Here is a 13,108-nt window from a genome sequence, read left to right as displayed (position 1 = left end):
TTTTTTTTTTGTTTTACAAGAGTAATGAAAAAACTTCATCTATAGAAGTAATTCCATTATTAATTAAAGACAATGCATTTCGTTTTAATGTAAATATTTCATTTTCATCCAGATAAGAATTAATATCCAACTGATTATTTTTAATTAAAGAAGCCAGTTCTGATCCAATTGGTAAAATTTCATAAATTGCTTTTCTGCCTGAATAGCCTGTATGATAACAATCCTCACAGCCTACAGCTACACAATGCTTTGTCAGGTTTTGGGGAATCTCAAAATTAGTTGGAAAAATTGCAGAATCAATCTCCTCTTCCTGCTTACACGAGTTACAAAGTTTTCTAACCAAACGTTGTGCGACACTAACATTTAAAGTACTGGCAATTAAAAAAGACGGAATTCCCATATCTATTAATCTTGAAACAGTTGCCCATGCAGAATTGGTATGAATTGTTGACAATACCAAATGCCCAGTCAATGCGGCCCGGATTGCCATATTGGCCGTATTAACATCACGGATTTCTCCTACCATAATAATATCAGGGTCTTGTCTTAAAAAAGTTCGCAAAGTGGTTGCAAAATCAAGTCCAATATTTTCTTTTAACTGTACCTGATTAATTCCCTCCAATGTGTATTCAATTGGATCCTCAACCGTCAAAATATTGGTATTAGGGAGATTTAGTTTTTTTAAAGTAGCGTACAAAGTTGTCGTTTTTCCAGATCCTGTAGGTCCTGAAATTAACACAATACCATTAGGACGCTTTATATTTTCCAGATAAACCTTTAATTCCTTATCAGTAAATCCTAAACTATTAATATCGATATGACTTGTATCTTTACTAAGAATACGTAATACAACTTTTTCTCCATGAAGAGTTGGCAGAACAGAGACACGCACATCAAAATCCTGATAGTCCGTTACAATAGTTATACGTCCGTCTTGTGGTAATCTCTTTTCGGAAATATCCAGTTGTGCCCTGATTTTTATTTTATTGACAATAACAGGATATTCTTCTGTAGAAATATGAAATTGTTCTTTTAATTTTCCATCTAGACGAAAACGGACGCGAGCATTTTTTTCGTAAGGCTCAAAATGGATATCGCTGCTTCCGATCTCTTTTGCATTTAGAACTATTTTCTCTAAAAAGTCTGCCGTATAATGTATATCAGAAACATTTCCAGAGTTCGTTTTCCTATAATTCGTGCTTAAATACCTGTTTATATTTTCTGAAGTATCAACTTCAAGCTGAACAGGAAAAGACAATAAAACCGCAAGTTCATTCTGAAGATTATCAATATCTGCCGAATCTGTTTTTAGTAAAACACTTTTTTGCTCTTTCGCAAAAGGAACTATCCGATAATAATATGCCTGTTCTGATTTAATCAGTTGCTGAAATTCAATTGGGATTTCAAAGTTTCTCATCCTTAGTAAGCGTATAAAATAGTACTGTGAGACCAAAAAGTAACCGTATATACGACTCCAAAGAAAAGGGACATATATCCTGCCAAAGGAACTGTCTTTAATTGATTTTTATTTTGAAAAATAAAATGTAACAGCAATGAGAATATTAATGAAAAAACAAATAAAACAATAAATGAAATTGTGGCGAATCCAAAACTTAAAAAGATAAAGAATAGAACATCTCCAAGTCCTATAGCATTTTGAAATGACAATTTCCTAAATTTTATATACATAAAACTAACCCCTAACAGAATTGCTACAAATAAAAGATTCAATCCTGAATTAAAAAAAGCAAGTTCAAAAGGAAGATAATAAGATTGAATTGAAAATACCAAAACACCAATTATTGGATACAGAAACCAATACACCAAACGATCCTTACAATCCTGATATAGTACTACTAGTAATGTAATAATTAAAATTAGTTTTAAAAACCACATTAGTCATTTACAATTTGTTTTGGAACCCCATTCTGGTCAATTTCCCAAACGTTAAAAACTCCATTTCCATTAAAATCAGTAATAGCCGTAGCCTTTACTTTAAACTCATTATTAGTCGATTGTACGATTTCATAAACATAATTGGCACTTCCGCTTTCTTTTGTTGTTTTTGGTGCTTCAAAATCTATTTCCGTAAAATTAGGACTGTACTTTGAGTACATAAAATAATATTGCTTTTCAGCATTATAAATAGCTTTTAGCTGTACTTGTGCTTCTACGCTTTTTGCTTTTGTTATCAACGGCATTAAGTTAGGCAATGCTATTAATAATAAGATTCCGATTATGGCAAGAACAATCAACATCTCCTGAAGATTGAAAGAAGGAATTTTTTTAAGAAGATTTTTTTTCAAAATAAGCGTAATTAATTTTTACAAATATATCTTTTTTATTGAGAAAAAAAATAAGATAAATAATGAGATTTAATTTGTTAAAAAATATTTAAAATTGTAAGAAAAATTTCATTATTATTACTGAATTAAAAAAATAAAAAACTACATCCATTAAGACTTAATAATCAAATATTTAAAATATTAAAGCCAAATTATAATAATAAAATAAATGCCTAAAAAATGAAAATTAACTTTATCCTAATTATTTTATTCCTGAATTTTTTATCATACGGTCAAAAATCTACAGAATATGACTACGGAATTCCTCTTCCTCCAGAATCGTATCAATTTAAAAAAAGATTATTAAATAATGTTTCTTTATATACAGGACAGCCTTCTATTGATATTCCTATTTATACCATTAATCTTGACGGTATGGAGGTGCCTATTTCTATTTCTTATAATACCGGAGGTATAAAGGTTGAAGAAGATGCAACATCAGTTGGACTTGGCTGGAATTTAAATATTGGCGGTCAAATTACTCGCGATAATCATGGATTACCTGATGAGCGTTATTTTATTAAAAAACCATATTATGATAAGTTCGGAATAGGAGGATTAAAACAATCTGAACTAGATGGTAATAATGGTGAGTTCACTGCATGTAACGTAGAAATATATCGCAGCAGAGGTGCATTTTATGATCAAGCATTTAGAGCTGGTGAAAATGTGATGACAAATTATCCCCCAGCAGATAGTAGACCAGATGTCTTTTTTTATAGTCTTTTAGGACATAATGGCAAGTTTATGTTTAATCAGGAATTAAAAAAATTTATAACTTTTCCTCTTGATGACATCCTAATAGATTACGAATTAGGTACGAGATCTGTTATACCATATAATAATTATTTTGACTCATTTAATATTAAATTACCAACAGGATATAATTTGATTTTAGGTAAAGATGGAAGATCATCAATTAGTTATCTCGGCGGAGAGCCATTTGATCAATCTTGGCAATTAAAAAAAATAAAATCTCCAAAGAACAAAGAAATTACATATAATTATATTACTGCCAGATACAACTTATATACTAATTTAGGAAATCATAATTATGTACTATTGAATAGCATAAAAGATTATGTTGGATCTTCTTATGAATCAAATACAACTAATAACATTGAAAATTTAATTTCAGAAATAGTATTTCCTTCAGGAAGAATATTTTTTGAGTATGGGGATCGAATTGATTTGCAAACAGGTGCAAAAAAATTACAGGGAATTACAATTTATAACAATGAAAACGATGTAATAAAAAAAATTACATTAATTCAAACCTATTTTAATTCAAATGTTAATCTTTTTGGAAAAGATGCTGTGGATCAACGCTTACGACTTGATGCTCTTAAATTTTATGATGCTAAAAATAAAAATATTGAGACTTATAATTTTGATTACTATTTATTAGAAAAAATTCCGTCAAGATATTCAAAAGCACAAGATCATTGGGGGTATTTTAATGGAAAAGATTCAAATATCTCATTATTGCCTGAATATTTATTACCTGGTAGGAATTTGCCAAGCAATCTAGGTTATGATAGAGATGTTGATACATTATATACTAAAACTTTCTCACTAAAAAGCATAAAATTTCCAGAAGGAGGAATAAAAATATATAGTTATGAAAACCATAAAGCACTAACTGGACAAACTTCCGGTAGTTTATTTGACGAGATAACTGACGAAAGGTACGACCGAAAGGAGGCTAGCTATAATATTTCTGGATATAATCTAAACTATTTTTATCCAAATCCGAGCGAAATTAATTCCTTCAATAAGGTTTTTTACAGTGATCCATTTGTTGTTAGTGAATTAGCTACTAAATTGAGATCTGGTGTATCGAGTTTAGAATTAAAATCAGACTTACCTTTAAAAGTTCCAAATTACATGAATATAAATTCTGAATTCAATAAAGTAGAATTCTATATTGAAAAAAAACAAGTAGACGGTACTTTTAAAATTTTTAAATATTTGGGAACAATATCAAAAGATGAATCCTCTAATGGAATTACCGGTTCTTATTTTGAGGGGGCTGGCATTTTTAGATTTAAAATCTTAATAACTCAAAATTATCTTCTTTCTAAGCCTAGTGATTATAATTTTCCACATAGCACTTTTATAAAAATTTTTTACAGAGATAAAGTTAGAGATGAAGTTACCGTAGGCGGCTTAAGGATAAAGGATATAAAAACGTATACAGGTGAGGATTTAAATAATATGAAATACAAAACATATTTTACTTACCTTGAAGAGAATAATATTACTTCTGGAAGAGTTGTAAGCGTCCCTTCTTATATTGAAAATATTTCTAAAAGACAACCTTCATCTGTTCCTGATGTTCCCCCATATATATATTTAGGAGTTAGATTTTCTTCGAAATCTATTTTACCTTTATATAAAACTAGCGGTTCCAATGTTGGATATAAAAAAGTTACTCAAATAGATTTTAATTATTTTGATAAATCAATAATAAAAGAAGAAAGTTATTTTAGTTTTTACGATCCGCTCTTTTCAGAATTACCTGAGAAAGTAAAACTTAGAGAATTTGAACCTAGGGAATGGCAAAGCGGCAAATTAATACAAAAAAAATATTTTAAAGAGAATATTGTTATAAGAGAAGACTTTTATTCATACTATGGAAGTTATCCCGAAATGAATATGGGGTATGTTGATGAAATAAATAATGAAATGTTCGATCAAAATCTATTATGTTCATCTAATAATTTTTATGTATCTAAACATTTTTATCCGGAAAATGTTTGGTATCCAAAGCTTCTTGATTATGGTCTTGGTCCAGTTGCTTATTTAAGTTATCAGGGAAATAAATATGATGTGGTAAGTAGTTATATGAAAAATGCAGGGGCTACATTAATACCTCCACCACCCTCTAATATGATTTTACCGATTGGTCCTGTGCAAGTAGATGTTCCTTATTTTAAAATTTACACTGGTTTTGACAAACTAAAAAGCAAAACAACTATAGATTATTTTGATAGCAAAAATGTATCTCAAACAGAAAACTATTACTATAATACTACCCCTACTAGTTTACAATTGTCATCGCAGACTACTACAAATTCCAAAGGAGAAATTTTAGAAACAAAGTATTACTATGCACAAGATGCTATAATGATAAATGAACCTTTTAGAAATGAATTAATTTCAAAAAATATTGTTAGCATACCATTAAAAACAGAAGTTTTCAAAGGAGCAAATAAATTATCCGAGAAGAAAACAGAATATGGAAGCTTTCCTTCCGAGTTTACTGGTTATCCATTGATCTTGCCAAAGTATATTTATAACAAAAAAGGAGATGTTATTCCTAATCAGCTGGAAAAAACTTTTTCTTTTGAAAGCTATGATATTTTAGGAAACATAAGACAGTTTAAAGCTGAAAATGACATTCCGGTTACTATAATCTGGGGTTATAACAAAACCCAGCCCATTGCCAAGATAGAAAATGCAACATATGCACAAATAGCAACCGCATTGGGTGTTACAACAACTGTTTTAGATACCTATAATGAAACTAACCTGACAGCAATTAACAACTTAAGAACTTCCCTGCCAACTGCCATGGTGACAACCTATACCTATATTCCCCTTGTCGGAGTCAGTACCATAACCGATCCAAAAGGAGATATTATTACCTACAGCTATGATACATTTGGAAGACTTGAATTTGTAAAGGATAAAAATGGGAACATCCTTTCTGAGAACCAATACAACTATAAACAATAACCAACAGCATCATGAAAAATTTAGTTAAATTCCTTTTGGTTTTGTTTCCGGTTATGGCAATTGGTCAGACCCAAACCGAAAATTATATAAAAACCGTTACCTACAAAACAGCAAGTACGGTAAAAATACCGGCGCCCACTATTGCGCAGGCTTCACAAAATGTAACCTATTTCGACGGTCTTGGAAGGCCCATCCAGCAGATTGCAGCACAGCAGTCCGATTCCGGAAAAGATATCATCACCCATATCACCTATGATGGCTTTGGCAGGCAGACAGAGGAATATCTTCCCTTTAAATCCACCAGCACCAATATGGCTTTTGATACGGCTGCCGGGGCAAACGTATTGTCTTATTACAAGACACCCAATCCCCTTATCAACAAGAACCCTGCACAGGAGGCTACCTTATACCCTTTCAGCAAAAAAGAACTCGAAGCCTCTCCCCTTAACCGCGTTTTGAAACAGGCTGCACCCGGTAATGACTGGTTTTCAGGTTCAGGCCATGAGATTAAAATGGACTATCAGGCCAATATAGCCGACGAAGTAAAACTATTCAATGCCAATGCCCTTTGGGATGCCACACTGGGCTTATATAACATTTCCTTCTCCGGCAATAGTTCCTATCCTGCCAATGAGCTTTACAAAACCGTCACCTATGATGAAAACACAGCGGCTTCGCCCCTTGAAAAAGACGGATCGACAGTAGAGTTTAAAAACAAACAAGGGCAGGTAGTGCTGAAAAGAACCTATGGGACGGTAGAATCAGGGACAGCCAATGAAAAACATGACACCTACTACGTATACGATATTTATGGCAACCTGACCTATGTGATCCCGCCCAAGGCCGTAGACCTTCTGGGCACTACAAGCGCCCAGGCTGACCTGACCTCGACAGTACAGCTTACCTCAGCGAGTGCTGCCCTTCATTTGACAGCTTCCAATTCCATTCGGTTATTGCCGGGATTTCATGCCCAGGCCGGCAGTACCTTCAGCGCCGTTATAGATGACAACAAAACCGTTTTGGATAATCTGTGCTACCAGTATAAATATGACTACCGTAACCGCCTGGTAGAGAAAAAACTGCCCGGCAAACAGTGGGAGTTCATCGTGTATGACAAACTCGACAGGGTCGTGGCCACAGGTCCGGCCAATTCCCCTTTTAGCGATATCACCACCCCGGGATGGTCCATCACAAAATACGATGCGTTCAACAGGCCGGTGATTACCGGCTGGCTGCCGGCAACGGTCACAGCCGCTGCAAGAAAAACACTGCAGGATGCCCAAAATGCACTCACGGCAAATTTTAACGAAACCAAGATTGCCACAGCCACTAATACCATCATCCCTGCCACAACAGGGGTAAAATTCAGGTATGACAATGCCGCCTGGCCAACCACAGGCTACCATATAATGAGCGTGAACTATTATGATGATTACAATTTTCCCGATGCCCCGACTATTCCGGCCACTGTTGCAGCAAATACTGCCGGGGTAAGCCAAGCAGTTTATTATAACGCCACAACAAAACCCATCGGGCTTGCCACAGGATCCTGGGTAAGGGTTCCGGATTTGAGCACCAATTACAAATACGAACAAAGCTACAGCCTATATGATGCCAAGGCAAGACCGGTGCGTTCCTATACGCAGAATTTCCTTGGAGGGTTTACCTGTACGGACAGTAAACTTGATGCGTTCTCAGGGCAGCTGCAGTATACGATAACCACACACAGCAGGCTGGCAACAGACCCGGCGCTTAAAACAACCGAGACCTATACCTACTCTGCGCAGGACAGGCTCATCAGCCAGACCCACCAGACCGGAACTGCCACGGCCGAGACCCTTTTTACCAATACCTATGACGAGCTGGGCCAGCTGGTTTCCAAGAAAGTGGGCGGCAGTACCCAAAAAATAGATTATACCTACAACATCCGTGGATGGCTCACGGGCATAAACGACGTTGACGCCCTGGCAAAGACAGGGGACCCAAAAGACCTGTTTGCCTTTAAGGTCAATTACAATACCACCACCACGGCAGGGGTCAAAGCCCTGTATAACGGAAACATAGCCGAGACGTACTGGTCAAGTGCCTCGGAGGCAACTCCTGTTGTAAGGGGTTACGGGTATGTATATGATAACCTAAACCGTTTAAGGACAGGAATTTTTAAACAGGCCGGTACAGTGAATAATTTTTATGACGAGATCCTGACTTATGACAAGAACGGGAATATCATGTCCCTGATGCGTAATGGAAACCCGACTGCCCTGCAGCAGATCGACAAGCTGGCTTACAGTTACGGTACAGCCAACATTACCAACCAGCTTACAAAAGTCGTGGATAATGCCACCACTTACAAAGCGGGAGGTTTTGTGGACAGTGCCGCCAACACGGCAGATGATTACAGTTATGATGCCAATGGCAATATGACCCGGGACAATAACAAAAACATCACCGCCATTACCTACAACCACCTGAACCTGCCTGCCAAAATAACTTTTGGGACAACAGGGAACATTGTTTATCTTTACAATGCTGCGGGGCAAAAGGTGCGGAAAGTTGTAAGTGAAACAGGGAAATCTGACATCACTACAGATTACCTTGGAGGTTATCAGTATGATAATAGTGCATTAAAGTTTTTCCCAACGGCTGAAGGTTATGTGGAGGCTTCCGGAAGTTCTTATAAATATATTTACCAGTACAAAGATCATTTGGGCAATATCCGACTGAGTTATGACAAGACGCTGGCTATTAAGGAAGAGAGTAATTTCTATCCTTTTGGTATGAAACAAGAGGGGTATAATAATATTAAAATTGGTTTTGAGAATAAGTATAAGTACCAAGGTCAGGAGCGTCAAGATGAGCTGGGACTGAACTGGGACAGCTTTAAATGGAGAAACTATGATATGGCTATTGGCAGATTTATGAATATTGACCCGCTAAGTGAAAAATATGCTTATCAATCACATTATAATTTTTCTGAAAATAGAGTTATAGATGGTAGAGAGCTAGAAGGTCTTGAAGTTGTTTTGTTGAAAGATTCAGCACACAATAAACCAGTATTAAAAGCGGCTAATAGTGGTCAATACAAAGATAATCCTGAAACTAAAACTATTCATGTCTTCGCACATGGAAATCCAAAAGAATTTTACAATGATTTTGGGGCAAAAGGAGAAACTACGATTAATTCAGGTGCTGGTTTGAATAAAGTACTTAATCAATCAAGTGAGTTATGGAAAAATTCCGAGAGTAAGGAAGGTTTCACAATTGTTTTACATGCATGTAGAACTGGAAAATACACAATGGATAAAAATGGTAAAGTTGTAGAGCCTGTTGCAGATAAAATTTCTGCATCTAAAGAAATGGAGGGAGTAACTATTGTTGCGCCAGACCAAAGAGATGGATTCTCTGCAGATGGTAAAGAAATTGGCCCTCAAGCAACTAAAAATACCGATTTTAATGGAGATTATCTACCTGGGACAAAAAAAGAAGAACAAGGTAGACAAACAAGTACCTATGGTTTTTGGAATACATTTGTAAGTGGTACATTAACTCAGCAAACTAACGGAAATCAAAAACCTAGCGGAAGTAATTAAAATAGTCTAAAATTTAAAATTTATGAAAAGTCAAATCGCTTTTATATCATTTCTTGTTTTTCTTATATCGTGCACTGAAAAACGGGAAAAGAACGTTAAATCAAATGAAGTTGTTACAATAAACCACTTATCAACAAATTATGATACGTTAGTTTATAAAGTAAAAAAAAATGGTGATAGAGACTCATATGATGAGTTGTTCTATAGTTTTATGGATGCAAACGAAGCAGAAAGAACAGATAGCTTAATGATATATTCAAGAATAATGGCAGAAAAATTTAATTATGAAAAAGCTTATTATGACTATTTTAAAGCATTGTGTGAAAAGTATGGAATAAATGTTGATTTTAGTGACTATTCAAATATTAATATAAAATCCATGAATGAATCAGAGAAAAATCAAGCCAATGATTGGTTGAGAAAAATGCTTAAAAAGCAAATTATTACACAAAAACAATATGATTCTGTAAAGAAATAATTCTTTAAATAAATAGTTGGTATAGCCATTCCATAACGGAGTGGATTACTCCAGAACAAAGGACAGGAATAATAAAGAAAGTTGAACTTGAACAACCTTTGAAAAAATAAGATATGAAAAATAAATCATTATATTTTTTACTAGTTTTATTTGTACTTAGCTGTAAAAGTTATGATGTTCAGATAAAAGATTTTGAAAATGCATCATTCAAACATGTTGTTGAGAAAACGCTTAAGCAATATGATGCTGAAGAAGAAAAATATTCACTTTTAATCTTTACCAATTTTTACAACGGTGAAAAAATAATTGTAGAAAACGATAAACATATTCTATATCAAAATCCTATGAAAACAATAGAAAATTTTGGATTAGCAAAAATGATTAGAATTGATAACAACTATGATGTAAAAATTAAAGATATAGGCATGAATATTAAAGTTGTAGTTAAAAGTAATTTAGCCAAAACACATAAATTTATTTATATAGAAAAAGATAAATATGTAAAAGATGGAATAGGAAATGATAGCATTTTAAATACAAAAAAAACATATAAAATTATTTATAGTAATACGTTATTAGGTTTTATGTAATGCAACAGAAACTAGTACTGTGCAAAGAAAAAGGGTGAAAAATAATTGTTGGGATTAACAAATCAGCACCCCCGCTCTTCGAAGAGTTTTTCTGAAAAGATGTTCGGGTGTCTCTGACTTCACACCGACAAGAGAATCAAAAAAAAAATAAAAACAAGAAACCTCGCCAATTGGCGAGGTTTTTTTATGTTGTAATGAAATTGGTTTAAGAAAGGTAGTGATAATAAATAAGACGAGTTGGGACTGATTCTTTTACTACGCTAACATAATTATGATAATATATTGACTTGTGAATATTGACCTCCATTTTTTTGCTAACTTAAAATTTAAAATTGGTGCAATCTGCTAATTTTTTCTACTAAATATCAATAAAACATTATATTAATGTAAAAGATATAACAAATAGATTTTAGCAGTCTATTATTGAATAGTAAATTGCAAATTATTGCTTAATTTCTATTTCTTTGATTTTACTTTTCAAAATATCATTCTCTTCTTCAAACTTTTTATTATTCAACTGAAGCTCATTTAGTTTTTTGTTAAGATCAATCATATACAAAGTAAGTTCCTCTATCTTTTGCAGCAATTTAGCATTCATATCACCTAGATTAACGCCGCCTTTTAAAACTTCTTCTTCACTAGGAATATTTTTTAAATAACCTTTTTCTTTAATATGAGTTTCAACTTCTTCTAATGTTGGCAAATCATATTCTCTTTTGAATACATAATCAGGCCAGTTTAGTAAGTCTACTTTTACTTCTTTAGAATGAATTGTTCCATTTACTGTAAGAGCACTGTCTGGTGTGTTTGTACCAATTCCTACTCTATCCTGCATAATACTTTTATATTGGCGTTTTTCGGAAAATATTATGGTTTCAAGAGGACTAAGAGTTGTTCCTGTTTTTACTGTATTAGCATGATTAACATCTGTGAGAAGTCCTTCTACTTTAATTACCAAAAAATTATTAGTACTGACTAAATGATAAATAGGAATACTATTGGTATCGTAATTAAAATCTCCTATGTACCACTGAGTGGCAACAGCACCTAATGCATCTGCAACTTCTGTCTTTTGATCAAAATATCCACCATTAGGGTTGTGCCCTATTTGATATCTTTTTGTAAGTTTTCCGGCACTAAACTGAGAATTATAGGAAGATGTAATAGTAACTTCTATCCAGCCCCAGATTGGAACACTTGGAAACTGAATATTTACTGCCTGATTCGGAGCGCTATTTGCAAACATAGGACTTGTAAGCGTGAACTCAAAATTATTTCCAGATTGTGAATAAGTAGGAATATTAAAAATTAGCGAAATTATAAAAGACACTATTAATTTATTCGTTTTCATTTATCGTTTATTAATTGCTTTTAGTGAATTAATTTCAGCTTGTAAGCTATCAAGTCCGCATTTAAGAATTTCTAAATTTTGCTTTTCCAGTTTCAAAGAATTAATTTCCTTATTTTGTTGAATAACATACAATGTCAATTCTTCAATTTTTTGCAGCAATTTGACATTCATGTCACCAAGATTAATACCATCCTTTAGTACTTCAGCTTCGCTCTGCATATCTATAAGATATCCTTTCTCATTAATATGTTTTTCAACTTCCTGAAGCGTTGGCAAATCATACTCTTTTTTAAAAACGAAGTCTGACCAATTCTGTGTGTCAACTTTTACTTCTCTGGAATGAATAGTGCCATTTACATCCAGTTTGTTTTTAGGCGCATTAATACCTATGCCAACATTCCCGCTATTGGTTGCAACTAAATCAGCACCAATATTTTTCCAATTATTAGCAGCAGGGACTAATAGTCCTGAATAAGGTGTGGTTGCCTCCGGATGAATGAAATACAATTCTGAAAGTCCAACAGTTCCATTTTGCCCATTATAAAATGTAAATTTTAATTTAGTATACACTCCACCAACCGGAACAGCAACTGAAAAACTATAAGCTGAATAGTCAACTGCTGAGTAATCTGCAATTACCCTCCAGACATTAGCCCCATTATAAGTGTCATACCCTTCTATTTTGAACCTGCTTGCTGGAAGAGACCGGGTCGTCCACCCTACCCATGCTCCTGCCTGAGTATGGGCAGGTGGTAAGCCATCAATAAGAATAGTTGTTGGTGTCGACGAGGTTATACCTCCTACGTGGTATACATACATACTTCCGTCAAATAACCCAGGTAAACTAAACGCCGGCCCTTCTTGTGTTACTGTATATCGTGTGACAGCATTAAATAAAATATTATGCTCCATCCCAACTGGGTTTCTATTTGTTGTAAGAACTTGCCCGATCGCAACCTGGCAGATTGAAATGCTCAATAGTAGAATAATTTTTTTCATCATAATTTGAATGT

9 protein-coding genes and 1 pseudogene are annotated in these 13,108 nt (G+C 33.9%); 5 read left to right on the top strand and 5 right to left on the bottom strand.

Annotated elements, in window-relative coordinates:
* Window positions 1-13: 13 nt before the first annotated feature.
* Genes JOD96_RS01565 through JOD96_RS01555 form a run of 3 tightly spaced genes read right to left on the bottom strand, consistent with a single transcriptional unit; the run spans window position 14 to window position 2,306 of the window.
* Window positions 14-1,417, bottom strand: coding sequence for a GspE/PulE family protein (locus JOD96_RS01565; RefSeq protein ID WP_209562512.1), 1,404 nt, complete (start codon window positions 1,415-1,417; stop codon window positions 14-16).
* A gap of 2 nt (window positions 1,418-1,419) precedes the next feature.
* Window positions 1,420-1,896, bottom strand: a complete 477-nt coding sequence (locus tag JOD96_RS01560; RefSeq protein WP_209562511.1) for a general secretion pathway protein — start codon at window positions 1,894-1,896, stop codon at window positions 1,420-1,422.
* Entirely contained in the window at window positions 1,896-2,306 is a 411-nt protein-coding gene (locus tag JOD96_RS01555) for a type IV pilin protein (protein WP_262898512.1), read from the bottom strand. Before JOD96_RS01555 ends, JOD96_RS01560 begins: the two co-directional genes overlap by 1 nt.
* Window positions 2,307-2,525: 219 nt before the next feature.
* On the opposite strand from JOD96_RS01555, the gene JOD96_RS01550 reads away from it, so the two are divergent.
* From JOD96_RS01550 to JOD96_RS01535, 5 genes and pseudogenes are all read left to right on the top strand, one after another.
* On the top strand, window positions 2,526-6,086 hold the full coding sequence (locus JOD96_RS01550; RefSeq protein ID WP_209562510.1) for an RHS repeat domain-containing protein: 3,561 nt from the start codon (window positions 2,526-2,528) through the stop codon (window positions 6,084-6,086).
* An 11-nt stretch (window positions 6,087-6,097) separates the two neighbouring features.
* A pseudogene (locus JOD96_RS22390) lies at window positions 6,098-6,559 on the top strand (DUF6443 domain-containing protein); the annotation flags it as partial.
* 354 nt (window positions 6,560-6,913) lie between these two features.
* Complete coding sequence (locus JOD96_RS22385) at window positions 6,914-9,676, top strand: 3-coathanger stack domain-containing protein (protein WP_317195267.1); 2,763 nt, start codon at window positions 6,914-6,916, stop codon at window positions 9,674-9,676.
* Between the two features lie 22 nt (window positions 9,677-9,698).
* Window positions 9,699-10,154: a hypothetical protein gene (locus JOD96_RS01540; RefSeq protein WP_209562509.1), complete on the top strand. Its 456-nt coding sequence runs from the start codon at window positions 9,699-9,701 to the stop codon at window positions 10,152-10,154.
* A 113-nt stretch (window positions 10,155-10,267) separates the two neighbouring features.
* Window positions 10,268-10,744: a hypothetical protein gene (locus JOD96_RS01535; RefSeq protein WP_209562508.1), complete on the top strand. Its 477-nt coding sequence runs from the start codon at window positions 10,268-10,270 to the stop codon at window positions 10,742-10,744.
* 442 nt (window positions 10,745-11,186) lie between these two features.
* Here JOD96_RS01535 and JOD96_RS01530 read toward each other — a convergent pair whose 3' ends face one another.
* Both JOD96_RS01530 and JOD96_RS01525 read right to left on the bottom strand, forming a co-directional pair.
* A complete protein-coding gene (locus JOD96_RS01530; protein WP_209562507.1) occupies window positions 11,187-12,095 on the bottom strand; it encodes a hypothetical protein in 909 nt (302 codons plus the stop codon).
* Window positions 12,096-13,097: a hypothetical protein gene (locus JOD96_RS01525; protein WP_209562506.1), complete on the bottom strand. Its 1,002-nt coding sequence runs from the start codon at window positions 13,095-13,097 to the stop codon at window positions 12,096-12,098.
* Window positions 13,098-13,108 lie beyond the last annotated feature (11 nt).

This window comes from Flavobacterium sp. 1355, from assembly GCF_017833415.1.
Lineage (GTDB): Bacteria > Bacteroidota > Bacteroidia > Flavobacteriales > Flavobacteriaceae > Flavobacterium.
This window is presented reverse-complemented; position numbering and strand designations above follow the sequence as displayed.

What these genes read in the sequence shown, in the direction of transcription:
- JOD96_RS01530 (WP_209562507.1), bottom strand. Translation starts at nt 12,095, where the DNA reads ATGAAAACGAATAAATTAATAGTGTCTTTTATAATTTCGCTAATTTTT.
- JOD96_RS01525 (WP_209562506.1), bottom strand. Translation starts at nt 13,097, where the DNA reads ATGATGAAAAAAATTATTCTACTATTGAGCATTTCAATCTGCCAGGTT.
- JOD96_RS01535 (WP_209562508.1), top strand. Translation starts at nt 10,268, where the DNA reads ATGAAAAATAAATCATTATATTTTTTACTAGTTTTATTTGTACTTAGC.
- JOD96_RS01550 (WP_209562510.1), top strand. Translation starts at nt 2,526, where the DNA reads ATGAAAATTAACTTTATCCTAATTATTTTATTCCTGAATTTTTTATCA.
- JOD96_RS01560 (WP_209562511.1), bottom strand. Translation starts at nt 1,896, where the DNA reads ATGTGGTTTTTAAAACTAATTTTAATTATTACATTACTAGTAGTACTA.
- JOD96_RS01565 (WP_209562512.1), bottom strand. Translation starts at nt 1,417, where the DNA reads ATGAGAAACTTTGAAATCCCAATTGAATTTCAGCAACTGATTAAATCA.
- JOD96_RS01540 (WP_209562509.1), top strand. Translation starts at nt 9,699, where the DNA reads ATGAAAAGTCAAATCGCTTTTATATCATTTCTTGTTTTTCTTATATCG.